The organism is Cupriavidus oxalaticus (assembly GCF_016894385.1).
GTDB classification, from domain to species: domain Bacteria; phylum Pseudomonadota; class Gammaproteobacteria; order Burkholderiales; family Burkholderiaceae; genus Cupriavidus; species Cupriavidus oxalaticus.
In genome coordinates, this window is sequence record NZ_CP069811.1 from 905,198 (window position 1) to 920,448 (window position 15,251).

A 15,251-nucleotide genomic window follows, 5' to 3' on the forward strand; every position below is an offset into this window, starting at 1 on the left:
CACAATTGGCTCCAACGGCATGTCGCCTTGTCCTTTTTGGAGCCTTCCCATGAAAACCCTGACTACGAACCCCACCAAAGCGGCCATTGTCACCGGCGGATCGCGCGGCATAGGCCGGGCCGTGGCCTTGCGGCTCGCGGCCGACGGCTTTGCCGTTGCGGTCGGCTATGCCGGCAATGTGGCGCACGCCCGGGACACCGTCGGGGCGATCGAAGCGGCCGGTGGCCGGGCCATCGCGATCCAGGGCGATGTCGGCAGCCCTGGCGACGTGGCGCGCCTTTTTGTGGAGACCAGGGCGGCATTCGGCGGCATCGACGTGGTCGCCAACTGCGCCGGCGTGATGCCGCTGGCACCGATCGCGCCCGGCAGCCTGGCCGACTTTGACAAGGTCATTGCGACCAACCTGCGCGGCTCGTTCCTGGTGCTGGCCCAAGCGGCCGAAAACGTTCGCGCGGGTGGACGGATCATTGCGGTGTCGACCAGCGTCATCGCCAAGTCATTCCCGTCCTATGGGCCGTACATTGCGTCCAAGGCCGGCGTGGAGGGGCTGGTCCGCGTACTGGCCAACGAGCTGCGCGGACGCGGCATCACCGTCAATGCCGTTGCGCCGGGGCCGGTGGCCACGGAGCTGTTTCTCGATGGCAAGAGTGCGCAGCAGATCGACCAGATCGCGCGGCTCGCTCCGCTCGAACGGCTCGGGACGCCCGAGGATATCGGTCGCGTCGTGTCGTTCCTTGCCGGCGAGGATGGTGGCTGGGTCAACGGGCAGGTGCTGCGTGCCAACGGAGGCTTCGCATAAGCCTCTGCGCCGCACGCGTTCATCGCGCACGTCAGGTATGGAACTCGCCGGTGGGAGCGTCCGAAGCAGGTGGCCGCTCCCAGCCGCTGCGCTCGAATTCCGCGATCACCTGCGCGCCCAGCAACAGCAGCGTCGCCGCGATCTCCAGGCTCAGCAATACCACGATCGCCGTGGTCAGCGAGCCATAGACCCGTCCCACCTGCGACAGCGTGGTGAAGTACCACACCAGCGCGTGGCGCGAGATCTCCCACAGCACCGCGGCAAGCACCGCGCCGCACAGCGCATGCCGCCAGGACAGCCGGCCGACCGGCATCACCATGTAGATCGACGTCAGCAGCAGGATCTCGCCCACGAAGCCGATCAGGTAAAGGAGCGTGGTGGAAAGCCGGTCGAGCGACCAGTCATGGCCCAGTACCGCCACGTGCCGTTCGCCAATGGCGATCAGCCCGCCCGAGACCACGGTCACCAGCAGCAGCCCCAGGCTCAGCACCGCGATATAGCAGTAAGGCAGCACCGCCGAGATCAGGAAATGCCGGCGCCGGATCGCCACGCGATGGACGAAGATCACTGACATGGCGTTTTCCAGCACCGTGAACGCCAGCGAACTGAAGAACAGCATCGTGCCGAGCAAGACCCAGCCGACCGTGGCGCGGTTGCGCAGGAACGACGCCAGCTCGGGCACCAGCGTGCGGGACTGTCCGGGCACGACCCACTCCAGGTAGCGCGCCAGTGTCGACAGCAACAGTTGCGGGTCAATCACATGCGACAGCGCGATCACCATCAGGATCAGCAGCGGCACGATCGACAGCAGCGCGTAGTAGGCCACCGCCCCGGCCAGCAGCAGGCCCTGGTTGGCGCGGAACTGGACCAGCGTGCGCCACAGGAAGCGCCCCGGATGTCGGAGCAGGTCGCGGACGCGGGCGTCGAGAAGCGGCATGGCGGGCACCGAGAGAGCAGGTGCCGACATTATGCGTCGGCGGGCGCCAAGGTGCCCCGCCTGCGGTGCCTGCAGCGCCCGCGCCGCAACGGCTTGCGCCGCGCGGAATCAGACCTTGATGTCGATGCTCTGGCCCAGGTGCGGCGGGTTGCTGGCCGCTACCGGCTGGGGCATGGCCTGCAGCAGTGCAGCCACGCCTTGTGCCTGCATGTCCAGCGACTTGCGCAGCATCAGCAGGCTGACCGGATCGGCGCCCGGATCGCCCGCCAGGCCGGCGGTGACGTTGGAAATTTCCATGAAGAGGTCCTTGATGAAGTTGGGAGAGACGGCGGCGAGCCGCCGCGCCGGTGGCCGGAACGGAACTGCCGCCAACAACCATTGACGGCCCCGGCCGCCCAACCTTGAGCGCCGCGGGCGCCGACGACATTCCCTTGGGTTATGGCGCTATGCCGGATACGCCATTGTGGTCATGACTGGCCGCGCGCAATATGGCGCCCGCGGATTGCCTCACGCGGGCCCGTATCGACGCAAACAGCGGCGCCGGACTGTGCGTGCGGACGCCCCAACAAGAGAGGAGACAGCATGCGAGCGCATTCGGCATGGCGCAACACGGGATTCGGACTGGGTCGGGCATGGGTGGCGGCGATGGTGCTGGCGCTGCCTTCGGGTGGCTTGCTGGCGCAAGATGTGGCGCAGGGTGGCGTCGTCGGGGACGGCATCATGCAAGGCTTCCCGCCGCCGCCCGACAAGCAGGTCAGCCGCGGCAACGGCCTGCGCCCGCCGTTCATGCGCTGGGCGCTAAGCCACGCGCGTGAGATGTCGCCGACGGCCGGCATCCGGCATGCCGCGCACCCCATGGCGCTGGCCGGGGACGCGGGCGACGGGCTGGATGGCGCCACCTTCAGCGTGGCGGGCAATACCGTGCGGCTGGCCGACTACCTGCGCGATACCCACACCGACGGCTTTATCGTGCTGCACCAGGGCCGCATCGTGTACGAGCGCTACTTCGGCGGCTTCGGGCCGTACCAGCCGCATATCTGGGCGTCGATGACCAAGTCAGTGACGGGCTTGCTGGCGGCGATGCTGGTGGAGGAGGGCAAGCTCGACCCGCAGGCCCGGCTGGCGCAGTATGTGCCCGAACTGGCGGGGAACCCGTTCGGCGAGGCCACGGTGCAGCAGAACCTCGACATGGAAGTGCAGGTCGGCTACGCGGAATCGCTGCCCCCTGACCTCGGTTTGTTTGGCGCGGTGGGCGTGGTGCCGCGCAAGGCCGACGCGCCGGACAACATCTATGACTTCCTGAAGACGGTCCATGCCACCCGCGATGGGGGCGAGGGCGGCACCTGGTATTACCAGAACGGATCGCCGGAAGCCGTCGCCTGGGCGATCCGGCGCATCACCGGCAAGAGCTGGTCGCAGCTCGTCACCGAACGGCTCTGGTCCCGCTTTGCCGAGGACGATGCATACACCCATGTCGACCGGCAAGGCACCGAGATGGCCAGCGGCGGGCTGAACTCGACGCTGCGCGACGCGGCGCGCTTTGCCGAGGCGGTGCGCCGGGCCGCGGCCGGGGATGCGTCGGCCGGGATCTCGCCCGGCGCCGCGCGCATCGCGCTGCAGCCCGCCGGCAACCAGGCGCGCTTTGCCCGCGGCAACCTCGCGGCGGGCCGCGCTGGCTACAGCTACCGCAACTACTGGTTCCAGCGCAACGACGGCGATGGCGGCATCGAGGCCAGCGGGCGCTTCGGGCAGAAGATCTATATCAATCCGCGCATCGGCCTGACCGTGGTGAAGCTGTCGGCCAGCCCGGACAACGCCGCACGCCCGACCAGCGCCGCCGGCGTGCGCCAGCGCGGCGAATCCGCCCGCGTGCTGGAGTCGTCCGAGGCCCTGGTGGCCGCCGCGCTGGCGGTCTATCGCGCTTCGGGCCGCTGAGCGGCCAAGGCCGGGATTGCGCCGCTACGCCAGCGGCGCTTCCGCCGGCACCTGCGGCGCGCCCGCCGCCCGCCGCAGGCAATCCAGCATCGCCGCCACTGCCGCGCGCGACTCGCCGTCCGCGCGCCAGTACATCGACACCGAGCCGAACCCCGCCAGCCGTAGCGGCACGATGCGCAGCGCGCCCAGCTCTTCGAGCCGGCGCGCGGTGCGGTGTGAAGCCAGCCCGACCATGTCGCTGTTGTTGAACAGGGTCAGGTTCAGCACGGTCGAGTTGCTCTCCACGCAGTCCGCCGGCAGCGCGCGTCCGGCGCTGGCCAGCGCGCCTTCCAGCGCGTTGCGGATCGGCGTGCCGCGTGGCCAGACCACCCAGCGGTGGCGGTACAGGTCGTCCCAGCCCACCTTGCCGCCCTGCAGCAACGGGTGCCGCGGGCGGGCGACGAAGTGGATCGGCTCCATATAGAGCGATTCGGTCCGCATCTGCGCATCCTGCAACTCCGGTGCCGAACGGCCCACCACGATATCCAGCTCGCTGCGCGCGAGCTGCCCCATCAGCCGGTCCATGGTGGTTTCCAGCAGCCGCACGCTGGCGCGCGGCATCTGCTGCAGCAGATGCAGCGCGGCCAGCGGCACCGTGTCCGCCGCCGAGGCCCCGGACGTCCCCACCACCACCAGCCCGCTGCCGCCGTCGCGCATGGCCTGCAGGTCGTCGCGGGCGGTATCGAGCTGGGCCTCGATCCGGCGCGCGTGCTCGATCAGCGACTCGCCGTAGGGCGTGGGCCGCAGGCCGCGCGCCTGGCGCTCGAACAGCGGCAGGCCGATATCGTCCTCGAGATCCTTCAGCCACTTGGAAAGCCCGGGCTGGGTGGTGTTCAGCACGGCGGCGGACTGGCTCATATTGCCGGTCTCGGCCAGGCTCAGCAGCATCTGCAGGTTGCGCAGGCGCAGTCTCTGGGTCCAATCCATGGTGGTGTGACCTATACGGTAAATCGTATCGATAAGATGAAAACTTCATTTCAAATCTTATAGGGCGCGGCGTATAACGACAACACAGACGGTGCGCAGTGATGCAGGCACCCACCCAAAGCGCTCTCAAACGCCCTGTACAAAGTTACGGAGACAGCATGTCCGAGCACACCCCAGACCCGGCCCGCGTGGCCTACTACGAAGAGATCGGCCGCAGCCACATGACCCCGCTGTGGGAGTCGCTGCACGCCCTGGTGCCGCCGCAGCCGCGGCCGCAGATCGTTCCCGCCATCTGGAAGTACGCGCAGATCCGCCCGCTGGTGATGCAGGCCGGCGGCGTCATCAGCGCCGAGGAAGCGGTGCGCCGCGTGCTGGTGCTGGAGAACCCCGGCATCCCCGGCAAGTCCAGCATCACCTCCACGCTGTACGCGGGCCTGCAGCTGATCCTGCCGGGCGAGATCGCCCCCAGCCACCGCCATACACAGTCGGCGCTGCGCTTTATCGTTGAAGGCAAGGGCGCCTGGACCGCCGTGAACGGCGAACGCACCACCATGCATCCCGGCGATTTCATCATCACGCCGTCGTGGACGTGGCATGACCATGGCAACCCCGGCGTGGAAGACGGCGGCGAGCCCGTGGTATGGCTCGATGGCCTCGACATCCCGCTGGTGCAGCAGTTCGACGCCGGCTTTGCCGAGAACTACCCCGAGTCGCAGCAGCCCGTGACCCGCGCCGAAGGCGACAGCTTTGCCCGCTTCGGCCAAAACATGGTGCCGGTGCGGCACCGCGTGACCGATCCCACCTCACCGGTCTTCAGCTACCCGTATGCCCGCTCGCGCGAGGCGCTGGACCAGCTCTACCGCAACGGCGAACTCGATCCCTGGGACGGGGTCAAGCTGCGCTATGTCAACCCGGCCACCGGCGGCTGGCCGATGCCGACCATCGCCACCTTCATGCAGTACCTGCCGGCGGGGTTCCAGGGCAAGACCTATCGCAGCACCGACGCCACCGTGTACAGCGTGGTGGAAGGGCGCGGCACGGTGCGCATCGGCGATGCGCAGTTCCAGTTCGAGCCGCGCGACGTGTTCGTGGCGCCGTCGTGGGCGCCGGTGCAGCTCGGCGCGCTGGAAGACGCCGTGCTGTTCAGCTACTCCGACCGGCCGGTGCTGTCCGCGCTGAACCTGCTGCGCGAATCGCGCACCTGAGCCCGCCAATCCTGACCACAGCCGCCGGGCCGGCGCTCACCTGACAAATCCCTGGAAGCCTTGACCATGTCCTACGTCTTCACGCCCCCCGCCACCGTTGCCATCCCCGTTGCCGGCAGCGATGATCAGTTTGCCGTGCGCCGCGTCTATTGCGTCGGCCGCAACTACGCCGCCCACGCCCGCGAAATGGGCTTCGATCCCGACCGCGAGCCGCCGTTCTTCTTCTGCAAGCCCGCTGACGCCATCGTCCCGGTGCAGACCGGCACCACGCTTGACCTGCCGTATCCCGCGCAGACGCAGAACTACCACTACGAGGCCGAGCTGGTGGCCGTGATCGGCAAGGGCGGCTCGGATATCCCGGTCGAGCAGGCGCTCGAGCACGTGTGGGGCTACGCCGTCGGCCTCGACATGACTCGCCGCGACCTGCAGATGAAGATGCGCGAAATGGGCCGCCCCTGGGAAATCGGCAAGGCCTTCGACGCCTCTGCGCCGGTCGGCCCGATCCACCGCGCCAGCGACATCGGCCACCCGCAGCAGGCCGGCCTCTGGCTGACGGTCAATGGCGAAACGAAGCAGCGCAGCGATGTGTCGCACCTGATCTGGTCGGTGGCCGAGACCGTGGCCTACCTGTCGCAGTTCTTCCGCCTGGAACCGGGCGACGTCATCTTCACCGGCACGCCCGAAGGCGTGGGCGCGGTCAAGGCCGGCGACACCATGGTCACCGGCGTCGACGGGCTGGGCGAACTGACCGTGCGCGTGGTCTGACTTCACGCCACGCACAGCACACAGGCAATCCGACCATGCAGCTCTACAGTTTCTTCAACAGCTCGACGTCCTACCGCGTGCGTATCGCGCTGGCCCTCAAGGGCCTGCCGTATGACTACCTGGGCGTCAATATCCGCACCGGCCAGCACCGCGAGGCGGAGTATGTCGATGGCATCAACCCGTCCGCTTCCGTGCCCGCGCTGGTCGATGGCGACTTCACGCTGGGCCAGTCGTTCGCGATCATCGACTACCTGGACGCGCGCCATCCCGAGCCGCGCCTGCTGCCTCAGGATCCTGAGCAACGCGCGCGCGTGCTGGAGCTGTCGATGCTGGTCGGCTGCGATATCCATCCGGTCAACAACCTGCGCGTGCTGCGCTACCTGCAAGATGTGCTGAAGGCCATGCCCGAGCAGAAGGACGCCTGGTACCGCCACTGGATCGACGAAGGCATGGCCGGCGTCGAGCGGCTGCTGGCGCGCCACGGCCATGGCACTTGGTGCTTCGGCAATGCGCCCACGCTGGCCGATGTTGCGCTGGTGCCGCAGGTGGCCAACGCGCTGCGGATGGGCTGCGACCTCGGCCGCTACGAGCGCGCGATGGCCGTCTACGCCCATGCCAGCGCCCATCCCGCCTTTGCCCAGGCCGCGCCCGCGCGCCAGCCGGACTACACCGCCTAAGCACCGCCCAAGCACCGCCTGACGCCAGCGGCGCAGGCCAGGAGACAGACATGAGCAGCACCCACAACGCGACCAACAACGCGACCGGCAAGGTCCTCATCATCGGCGGCGGCATCGGCGGCCTGGCCGCGGCGCTGGCGCTGGCACGCCAGGGCATCCGCATCGAACTGCTGGAACAGGCCGAGCAGATCGGCGAGATCGGCGCCGGCATCCAGCTGGCCGCCAACGCCTTTGCCGCGCTGGACGCGCTGGGCGTGGGCGAGGCCGCGCGCGGCCGCGCGGTCTTTACCGACTACCTCAGCCTGCGCGACGCCATCGACACCAGCGTCATCGCGCAGGTCGATGTCGGGCAGGCGTACCGCGAGCGCTTCGGCAACCCGTACGCGGTGATCCATCGCGCCGACATCCACCTGTCGATCCTGGAGGCGGTGCAGGACCACCCGCTGATCACCTTCCGCACCAGCACCCGCGTGGAGCAACTGCTGCAGGACGACCACGGCGTGACCGTGATCGACCAGCATGGCGAGCACCACCGCGGCGACGCGGTGATCGGCTGCGACGGCGTCAAGTCCGCGATCCGCCAGGCGCTGATCGGCGACGAGGCGCGCGTGACCGGGCACGTGGTCTACCGCGCGGTGGTCGACGTGGCCAACATGCCGCAGGACCTGCAGGTCAACGCCCCGGTGGTATGGGCCGGCCCGCACTGCCATCTGGTGCACTACCCGCTGCGTGGCGGCCAGCAGTACAACCTGGTGGTGACCTTCCACAGCCGCGAGCAGGAAACCTGGGGCGTGCGCGACGGCAGCAAGGAAGAAGTGCTGTCGTACTTCGAGGGCATCCACCCGCTGCCGCACCAGATGCTGGACCGCCCGACCTCATGGAAGCGCTGGGCCACCGCCGACCGCGACCCGGTCGAGCGCTGGAGCTTCGGCCGCGCCACCATCCTTGGCGATGCCGCGCACCCGATGACCCAGTACGTGGCGCAGGGCGCCTGCCAGGCGCTGGAAGATGCCGTCACACTGGGCGCGGCGGTGAAGGCCGCGGATGGCGACTACGCCGCGGCCTTCAGGCTCTACGAGCAGGCGCGCATCCCGCGCACCGCGCGCGTGCTCTATGCCGCGCGCGACATGGGCCGCGTCTACCACGCCAGGGGCGTCGACCGCCTGGTGCGCAACAGCCTGTGGACCGGACGCACGCAGGCGCAGTTCTACGACGCGCTGCAATGGCTGCACGGCTGGCGCGCCGATAAATGCCTGAGCCCCACGCCCTGGCTGTAGGCCGCTGAGCGCGGCGTTCTTTCCGCGCTGAAAACCCTGATAGCGAGCTGGCGGCCGACGAAGCTGCCGCCCCTCTCTCGCCCCTGATCCTGGCAACAAGGAGGAGACACCATGCCTGCCAGCCAACCGCTCAACGTCACCGCGTTCATCGACCGCCAGCCGCTGTCGGCGTTCCAGGTGACCATCGTCGTACTGTGCTTTTTGATCGTCGCCGTCGACGGCTTCGATACCGCCGCGATCGGCTTTATCGCGCCCGCCATCCGCGCGGAATGGCAGCTGACGCCGGCACAGCTCGCGCCGCTGTTCGGCGCCGGTCTGGGCGGCCTGATGGCCGGCGCCTTCCTGTTCGGCCCGCTCGCGGACCGCTTCGGCCGCAAGGGCGTGCTGGTGCTGTCGGTGCTGTTCTTCGGTGCGGCCAGCCTGGCTTCGGCGTGGTCGCAAGACCTGTGGACGCTGGTGCTGCTGCGCTTCCTGACCGGGCTTGGCCTCGGTGGCGCCATGCCCAACGCGATCACGCTGACCTCCGAGTTCTGTCCGGACAAGCGCCGCTCCTTCCTGGTCACCACCATGTTCTGCGGCTTTACGCTAGGCTCCGCCTTCGGCGGCCTGGCCTCGGCCGGGCTGATCGACGCCTTCGGCTGGCGCTCGGTACTGGTGGTCGGCGGCGTGCTGCCGCTGCTGCTGGCGGTGGCGCTGGTCTGGATGCTGCCGGAATCGGTGCGCTACCTGGTGATGACCGGCAAGTCGCGCGAGCGCATCGTCGCTACGCTGCAGAAGATCGCACCGCATGAAGACCTGCGCAGCGCCACCTTCGCAATCGGCGAGCAGCGCGCCACCACCTCGCCGGTGCGGCACCTGTTCCGCCCCGAGCTGCTGCGCGGCACGCTGCTGTTCTGGCTGACGTTCTTCATGAGCCTGCTGGTGATCTACCTGCTGTCGAGCTGGCTGCCGACGCTGCTGCGCACGACCGGCCACTCGCTTCGGACGGCCGCACTGGTCACCACCATGTTCCAGGTGGGCGGCACGATTGGTGCCATCGCGCTGGGCTGGCTGATGGACCGGATCAATCCGCACTATGTGCTGGCCTCCAGCTATTCGCTGGCAGCGCTGTGCATCGCGGCGGTGGGCAGCTTTGCGTCAGAGCCGGTTGCCGCGGGCATTGCGGTGTTCCTGGCGGGGTTCTGCATCTCCGGGTCGCAGGTGGGGGCCAATGCGCTGTCGGCCAGCTTCTATCCGACGGATTGCCGCGCGACCGGCGTGAGCTGGGCCAACGGGGTGGGGCGCATGGGCTCCGTGGTCGGGTCCGTGGGCGGAGCGACGATGCTGTCGATGGGGCTGGGGATGCCGGCGCTGTTCGTGCTGATCGGGGTGCCGGCGCTGGTGGCAGGGATGTCGATGTTCTCGCTGGGGGTGGTCAGGCGGCAGAGGGTGGCGGAGAGGCTTGCGGTCTAGCCTGCCAAGCTGCTGGTTTGCTCCCCTCTCCCGCTTGCGGGAGAGGGGCCGGGGGTGAGGGCAGGCGCGTGGCAAGCATCGCGACGCGTCACTTTGTGGAGGCTCTGGCCCTCAGCCCAACCCTCTCCCGCGCGAAGCGTGTGTGGCTCGAATGCGGCGGCAAGTCGCCGCATATCGTCTTCGACGACTGCCCCGACCTCGACCGCGCTGCGCAGGCGGCAGCCATCGGCATCTTCAACAACCAGGGTGAGATCTGCATCGCCGGCTCGCGGCTCTATGTCCAGCGCGCCATCTACGATACGTTTATGGAGAAGCTGGAAGCCCATGCCCAAGCGATGCAGCCCGGCGATCCACTTGATCCTGCCTCCGCCATGGGTGCCATCGTCGACGCGCGCCAACTCGACCGCGTGATGTCCTACGTGGACGGTGGCCAACGCGAAGGCGTGCGGCTGCGCCTGGGTGGCGAACGCGTCGGCACGGGTCAACTGCTATATGGATGGGGATATCACGGTGCCGTTTGGCGGGGTCAAGCAATCCGGGTCGGGGCGGGACAAGTTGCTGCACGCGCTGGACAAGTACAGCGACCTGAAAACGACGTGGATCGGCCTGGAGTAAGTGCAGGCGCCAGCATTGGGCCGCCGATGCCGGCGGCTTGCCGCCTGAAATGACCATGCGCACGGCAATCTCCAGTTGCTAAAGTGGACTTGCTCTCAGCGGAAGTTGGACGACAATGAGGTGAGTCGGGCTGCGGTACCAATCATGCATTGGTTCTTGATTCCTGCCATTATCAGCCCTCGCCGATAACCGCTGAAGCCGTTCAACTCGCAGCTCATGGGAGCACAGGCATGGCCGCAGTCAAACTCGAAGATCTTTCCATTGCTTTCGACTTTGTTAATTCCGGAGCGCCGATGGAGAACGAGGCGTATGTCTCACTCGATACGGGGAAAATCTATTGGATTTCTGATTTCAACGATGGCTCCGAAGAGGAGATCCCAGAGGACCTTGAAACCTCGGACCGGTACCTTGTGATCCCGCACAAGAATGAACTCGGGCTTGGGAAACGTCTTGTCCTCCAGTTTGTCGCACAAGAGCTGCCTGAGTCCTACGACGAGGTCGATGGGTTCTTCCGCCGGAAAGGGGCTTACGCGCGCTTTAAGGATCTGCTGGAACACAAAGGCATTCTCCAGCGCTGGTTTGCGTTTGAAGCCGAGTCTGTCGAAATTGCGCTTAAGCAATGGTGTGCCGACAACGGGCTGGAAATTCTGCTGTCGTAGTGCCGGAATTCTTGACGGCAATCAGGCGTGCATAGGCGGACCAAGGCAGGTCGGAAAGCCAGCGAAGGATTGGAGAGATTGAGTGACTCCACGCCCCTAATGTAGGCTCTCCTTTATGGCTTTCCGAGAGCCGGGATTTGACAGATGGATTGAATCGACGATTTTTTGAAGTACCTCATTTTTCCTGGTTGCCACAGGCTTGCCGATACGATTGACGATCATGTCAACCGTTATGCCGTAGGTTTTACCTAGAACAATCACTGAGCGGCAAAAGCCGCCGGCAGCGTGAAAGCCTGCAGCATCTTCAATCCCGCAACTAGCGTCTCCGGAGATAGTCACCTGACTCTCGCAAGGTGAGGGCGGCGGGTCAGACAGCGAGGTTGGAAACGCCGGTCAGAGGTGAGAAACCGGCCCAGCCTTGCGGCTGCCGCGCTCGACCCGCCATGGAACCAACAGGTTCGCGCGAGTACACAGACGTCGCCCGTTGGACGGACAACGTCTGTTCACCTTGGTTTCTCGGGGTTTCCAAGCCCGGTCACCGGCAATCCGATGACGCATCCAGTATTTCCCGGATGAGCCATCAAGGCGATAAGAGTTGTCGCATTCCCGTTGGGAAAGCGAAGCTTGCAGGAAAGCATCTCCCAAGGAAATCGCGGAGTCCTTAAAACGGTGCGAGCGATGGAGGAGGGAAGTACAGCCGCTTAGCCGAGCGCCAGCGTCACCGCAGCCTGCGCATGCAGTGCCGTGGTATCGAACACCGGCAACGCCACGTCACCCTGACCGAGCAGCAGCGTGATTTCCGTGCAGCCGAGGATCACGCCTTGGGCGCCCTGCGCCGCGAGCGCGGCGACGATGTGCTGGTATTCGGCCCTTGCCTCATCGCGCACGATGCCGTGGCATAACTCTTCATAGATGACATCGTGAACCCGCTCGCGGTCGGCCTGCCCAGGCATCACCACGTCGATGCCATGCAGTTCGCGCATCCGACCGCGGTAGAAATCCTGCTCCATCGTGAAGCGGGTTCCGAGCAAGCCGACGCGCCGGATGCCGGCCAGACGCAACGCGTGCGCCGTCGGGTCGACGATATGGATGAAGGGCACGTTTAGCACTGACTCGATCGCCGGCGCCACGCGATGCATGGTGTTGGTACACAGCAGCACAAAGTCCGCGCCACCGGCCTCGACCCGCCGCGCGGCCTGCTGCATGAGCCGGCCAAGTTCATCCCATTGCTCGGCGTGCTGCAGTGCCTTGATTTCTTCAAAGCAGACGGTGGCCATGAGGCTGCGGGCATTGTGGTGCCCGCCCAGCCGTGCTTTCATGTCCTGGTTGATAAGCCGGTAGTACTCCGCGGACGACTCCCAGCTCATGCCGCCGATCAGTCCGATGGTCTTCATGCTCTGACTCCCCTTGCGCAGCTGGCCCCTTTGACATTGAGAAAAATAGCAAGGAAGGGCGGTAGCCGACAGGAACAGTTCTGCTGATTTCCACCCGGCCAGTGCCGGCACGAAATGCGATGAAGGCGAGATATGAAAGGCGGCGGCGATCTCGCTTCCCGCTACAGCTTGCCTTCAAGCGACTTGCGCTCCAGCCAGATCTCCTGCACGAATGGGTCCGTCACGCCATAGACCCCGTGCCCTTTGCGCATGATCAGGTTCGTCGCCATCATCTCATTCACCACAGGCTGTGCTTCCTCGATGCGGACATCACGTCCCAGGGCAGCGGAGTATGCCGCGGCGGACTCGGCCGAGAACAAGCCGCGAGCGTCACCATCAGCGCAGGCGATGCGATCGAATATTGCGGTAGCCAATCCACCCAGCTGTTCGAGCTTCATCAGTTCAAGGTCGGCAGCAGTCGAGCGGAGCGTGTTGGCAATGACCGGCAAGTGTTCGTCCGGATTGCTGCCCGAGGGCAGGTGGAAATGCAGTTGCCGCAAGGCCTTGATCATCTCTTCCGGCCGGTTGCCCAGTGCGCGGAACGCCTGGACGGCAACGTCCAGCGATGGACGCGCGCTGAATCCCTCTGCCGACAAGCGCTCCAGCAGATGGGCGATGTAGTCTTCTCCAAGCACGGGGTAGGAGACCGAGGTAGCGCCCGCAAAGGCCTGGTTGCGGCGCGCAGTCAGTTCGCCAACCAGCGCCCGGTGCGAGCCAGTGCCTACAAAGATGACGTAGCCAGGCGTATTGGGGCGTGGATTGACGGCATCGCGGGCCGCCTTGAGTGCCAGTAGCATCCGATTGCCCTCGTCGGAGGTGATGGCATGCTGGACCTCGTCCACGATCAGGACTACGTTGGTTTTTGCCTTGTCGACGACTTCGGCAAGGGCGTGGGCCAGCGTGGCACCGCCGGGCTCGCCAACGCTTTCAAGCTTGAACCCGAACTTGAGGCCAAAGGCGCCAAAGTCGGCACCCGACACGCGCTTGAGCTGCCTGAGGGCGGCGGAGCCTGGCTGCTCCAGCTCGGCAAGGGTCTTCTTTACCGCGGCAAGGATGAGGGACGCAGGGCTGCGTTGTGTGTCGCTCCAGAGGTCGACGTAAATGACGATCGCACCCTCGGCCTCCAGGGCAGGGACGAGGTCGTTGATAAGGAACGTCGTTTTTCCGGTGCGTCGTAAACCTGACAGGAACAAACCGGACCGTAGCCCTTCGTCCAGTACGCCGGGGTGCAGCAATTGCTGCGACATCTGGCTCGCAAGGGCCGGGCGACGATAGATGTTAGCCATGGCGCACTTAGTGGGAATTATGGAATTCCAATAATTATAGCCGAGCAATAATTCTCACTAATCCCGTGAGGGTTCAGGGCTTCGTACCCTCGCTAAGTGACGAAAAGAATTCTTTTTTGCAGTTTAGCGTGCCGTTCCTTTTCCAAGACCGGCCACAAAGTCGTCCCCCTCTGGCAACCCTAAGGAGAACCCGACTGGGAAGTTCACCGCAATCCCGTCTTCTCCTGCTGGGCGTCGCACCACCCCCCGCGCCCGCACGTGCGCATCCTCAAACAATTCACCCGCCCCAAGCACCGGCGAGAACGGAATATCCAGCGGCCCGAAGAATGCCTCCCACTCGGCCAGGTCACGCGTCCGGAACATCGCCGCAAGCAGGTCATTGACCGCCAGCTTGTGCCCATAGCGCCCGGCCCGCGTGGCATATCGGGGATCGCGCAGCGCAGGAAATTTCTCGCCAAGCGCCTCGCCCAGGTTGACCCAGAACTTGTTTTCCAGAATCCCCATCGCCAGATGCCGCCCGTCGCGCGTCTCGAACAGGTCGTTCTCCGGCATCACCGTCGGCGATTCCTGCGGCGCGGCCTCGTGCCCGCGTGCGGCCCAGGCGCCGTGGGCGGTCCATGACAGGATGGCGTCGTGGATCGACACGTCCAGATGCTGCCCGCGTCCGTGCTGCCGCGCGCTCATGATGGCGACGGCCAGCGATAGCGCCGCATAGCCGGAGGCCGCATAGTCCGATACCCGTACGCGCGGACGTGAAACCTTGTCATGCACCTGCACTGGCGTAGCCCAGTAGCCGGCCAGCGCCAGGTAGTTGAGGTCATGCCCCGCATGGCTGGCGTACGGTCCGGTCTGGCCGAATCCCGACACCGAGCACAGCACGATGGCCGGATTGACGGCGGCCAATGCCGCATAGTCGAGCCCCAGCCGCTTCATGACGCCGGGGCGGAAACCTTCCACCACAGCATCGGCATTGCGCGCCAGTTCGAGGAAGGCCTCGCGGCCGGCGTCGGTCTTCAGGTCCAGCGCGATGGACTGCTTGCCGCGATTGAACTGCGCATACGCCGCCGGACCGAGCTGGCGGATGGAGTCGCCGCTGCCGGGCTGCTCCACCTTGATCACATCGGCGCCGAGTTGCCGCAGCAGGCTGCAGGCGTGCGGGCCGGGCAGCAGCTGGCTGGCGTCGATGATGGTGACGTCCTTCAGGCAGGACCATTCTGGTTTCATGTGCAATCCCGGTGCAAAAGC

General features: G+C 66.1%; 15 protein-coding genes and 1 pseudogene. 9 read left to right on the forward strand and 7 right to left on the reverse strand.

Annotated elements, in window-relative coordinates; all coding sequences use genetic code 11:
- Positions 1-49 precede the first annotated feature (49 nt).
- Positions 50-799 carry an SDR family oxidoreductase gene (locus JTE92_RS04040; RefSeq protein ID WP_371136899.1) on the forward strand — a complete coding sequence of 250 codons (750 nt, stop codon included), beginning with the start codon at positions 50-52 and terminating at the stop codon, positions 797-799.
- A 31-nt stretch (positions 800-830) separates the two neighbouring features.
- On the opposite strand, the gene JTE92_RS04045 is transcribed toward JTE92_RS04040, so the two are convergent.
- Together JTE92_RS04045 and JTE92_RS04050 are read right to left on the reverse strand one after the other, a co-directional pair.
- Positions 831-1,736 (reverse strand): YihY/virulence factor BrkB family protein, encoded by a 906-nt coding sequence (locus tag JTE92_RS04045; RefSeq protein ID WP_063240751.1) that lies wholly within the window; start codon positions 1,734-1,736, stop codon positions 831-833.
- 108 nt (positions 1,737-1,844) lie between these two features.
- A complete protein-coding gene (locus JTE92_RS04050; RefSeq protein WP_063240752.1) occupies positions 1,845-2,033 on the reverse strand; it encodes a YjfB family protein in 189 nt (62 codons plus the stop codon).
- A gap of 285 nt (positions 2,034-2,318) precedes the next feature.
- Here JTE92_RS04050 and JTE92_RS04055 point away from each other — a divergent pair, with 285 nt between their 5' ends.
- Positions 2,319-3,671 (forward strand): serine hydrolase domain-containing protein, encoded by a 1,353-nt coding sequence (locus JTE92_RS04055; RefSeq protein WP_063240753.1) that lies wholly within the window; start codon positions 2,319-2,321, stop codon positions 3,669-3,671.
- Between the two features lie 24 nt (positions 3,672-3,695).
- On the opposite strand, the gene JTE92_RS04060 is transcribed toward JTE92_RS04055, so the two are convergent.
- Positions 3,696-4,637, reverse strand: a complete 942-nt coding sequence (locus JTE92_RS04060; RefSeq protein ID WP_063240754.1) for a LysR family transcriptional regulator — start codon at positions 4,635-4,637, stop codon at positions 3,696-3,698.
- Positions 4,638-4,795: 158 nt separating this feature from the next.
- Here JTE92_RS04060 and gtdA point away from each other — a divergent pair, with 158 nt between their 5' ends.
- The 7 genes and pseudogenes from gtdA (at position 4,796) to JTE92_RS04095 (ending at position 11,287) form a co-directional block, all read left to right on the forward strand.
- A complete protein-coding gene (gene gtdA / locus JTE92_RS04065) occupies positions 4,796-5,842 on the forward strand; it encodes a gentisate 1,2-dioxygenase (RefSeq protein ID WP_063240755.1) in 1,047 nt (348 codons plus the stop codon).
- A 66-nt stretch (positions 5,843-5,908) separates the two neighbouring features.
- The gene (locus tag JTE92_RS04070; protein ID WP_063240756.1) at positions 5,909-6,607 is read left to right on the forward strand and encodes a fumarylacetoacetate hydrolase family protein; all 699 of its coding nucleotides are present in this window, start codon (positions 5,909-5,911) and stop codon (positions 6,605-6,607) included.
- A gap of 35 nt (positions 6,608-6,642) precedes the next feature.
- The gene (maiA, locus tag JTE92_RS04075; protein WP_063240757.1) at positions 6,643-7,284 is read left to right on the forward strand and encodes a maleylacetoacetate isomerase; all 642 of its coding nucleotides are present in this window, start codon (positions 6,643-6,645) and stop codon (positions 7,282-7,284) included.
- 50 nt (positions 7,285-7,334) lie between these two features.
- Positions 7,335-8,561, forward strand: a complete 1,227-nt coding sequence (locus JTE92_RS04080) for a 3-hydroxybenzoate 6-monooxygenase (RefSeq protein ID WP_063240758.1) — start codon at positions 7,335-7,337, stop codon at positions 8,559-8,561.
- 111 nt (positions 8,562-8,672) lie between these two features.
- A complete protein-coding gene (locus tag JTE92_RS04085) occupies positions 8,673-10,013 on the forward strand; it encodes an MFS transporter (protein ID WP_063240759.1) in 1,341 nt (446 codons plus the stop codon).
- A gap of 125 nt (positions 10,014-10,138) precedes the next feature.
- Positions 10,139-10,628 (forward strand): annotated as a pseudogene (locus JTE92_RS04090) (aldehyde dehydrogenase family protein); the annotation flags it as partial.
- Positions 10,629-10,858: 230 nt separating this feature from the next.
- Positions 10,859-11,287 (forward strand): UPF0158 family protein, encoded by a 429-nt coding sequence (locus JTE92_RS04095; RefSeq protein ID WP_063240761.1) that lies wholly within the window; start codon positions 10,859-10,861, stop codon positions 11,285-11,287.
- A 96-nt stretch (positions 11,288-11,383) separates the two neighbouring features.
- Here the strand turns inward: JTE92_RS04095 and JTE92_RS04100 are convergent, their stop codons facing one another.
- The 4 genes from JTE92_RS04100 to JTE92_RS04115 all read right to left on the reverse strand — a co-directional run bounded on the left by JTE92_RS04100 (position 11,384) and on the right by JTE92_RS04115 (position 15,230).
- A complete protein-coding gene (locus JTE92_RS04100; protein WP_147318615.1) occupies positions 11,384-11,626 on the reverse strand; it encodes a hypothetical protein in 243 nt (80 codons plus the stop codon).
- A 362-nt stretch (positions 11,627-11,988) separates the two neighbouring features.
- The gene (locus JTE92_RS04105) at positions 11,989-12,681 is read right to left on the reverse strand and encodes an aspartate/glutamate racemase family protein (RefSeq protein WP_063240762.1); all 693 of its coding nucleotides are present in this window, start codon (positions 12,679-12,681) and stop codon (positions 11,989-11,991) included.
- A gap of 161 nt (positions 12,682-12,842) precedes the next feature.
- Positions 12,843-14,006 (reverse strand): AAA family ATPase, encoded by a 1,164-nt coding sequence (locus JTE92_RS04110; protein WP_063240763.1) that lies wholly within the window; start codon positions 14,004-14,006, stop codon positions 12,843-12,845.
- Positions 14,007-14,129: 123 nt separating this feature from the next.
- On the reverse strand, positions 14,130-15,230 hold the full coding sequence (locus tag JTE92_RS04115) for a CaiB/BaiF CoA transferase family protein (RefSeq protein ID WP_063240764.1): 1,101 nt from the start codon (positions 15,228-15,230) through the stop codon (positions 14,130-14,132).
- Positions 15,231-15,251 lie beyond the last annotated feature (21 nt).

Excerpts from the sequence above, each read along its gene's own strand:
- JTE92_RS04040 (WP_371136899.1), top strand. The coding sequence starts at position 50 with ATGAAAACCCTGACTACGAACCCCACCAAAGCGGCCATTGTCACCGGC.
- JTE92_RS04045 (WP_063240751.1), bottom strand. The coding sequence starts at position 1,736 with ATGCCGCTTCTCGACGCCCGCGTCCGCGACCTGCTCCGACATCCGGGG.
- JTE92_RS04050 (WP_063240752.1), bottom strand. The coding sequence starts at position 2,033 with ATGGAAATTTCCAACGTCACCGCCGGCCTGGCGGGCGATCCGGGCGCC.
- JTE92_RS04055 (WP_063240753.1), top strand. The coding sequence starts at position 2,319 with ATGCGAGCGCATTCGGCATGGCGCAACACGGGATTCGGACTGGGTCGG.
- JTE92_RS04060 (WP_063240754.1), bottom strand. The coding sequence starts at position 4,637 with ATGGATTGGACCCAGAGACTGCGCCTGCGCAACCTGCAGATGCTGCTG.
- gtdA (WP_063240755.1), top strand. The coding sequence starts at position 4,796 with ATGTCCGAGCACACCCCAGACCCGGCCCGCGTGGCCTACTACGAAGAG.
- JTE92_RS04070 (WP_063240756.1), top strand. The coding sequence starts at position 5,909 with ATGTCCTACGTCTTCACGCCCCCCGCCACCGTTGCCATCCCCGTTGCC.
- maiA (WP_063240757.1), top strand. The coding sequence starts at position 6,643 with ATGCAGCTCTACAGTTTCTTCAACAGCTCGACGTCCTACCGCGTGCGT.
- JTE92_RS04080 (WP_063240758.1), top strand. The coding sequence starts at position 7,335 with ATGAGCAGCACCCACAACGCGACCAACAACGCGACCGGCAAGGTCCTC.
- JTE92_RS04085 (WP_063240759.1), top strand. The coding sequence starts at position 8,673 with ATGCCTGCCAGCCAACCGCTCAACGTCACCGCGTTCATCGACCGCCAG.
- JTE92_RS04095 (WP_063240761.1), top strand. The coding sequence starts at position 10,859 with ATGGCCGCAGTCAAACTCGAAGATCTTTCCATTGCTTTCGACTTTGTT.
- JTE92_RS04105 (WP_063240762.1), bottom strand. The coding sequence starts at position 12,681 with ATGAAGACCATCGGACTGATCGGCGGCATGAGCTGGGAGTCGTCCGCG.
- JTE92_RS04110 (WP_063240763.1), bottom strand. The coding sequence starts at position 14,006 with ATGGCTAACATCTATCGTCGCCCGGCCCTTGCGAGCCAGATGTCGCAG.
- JTE92_RS04115 (WP_063240764.1), bottom strand. The coding sequence starts at position 15,230 with ATGAAACCAGAATGGTCCTGCCTGAAGGACGTCACCATCATCGACGCC.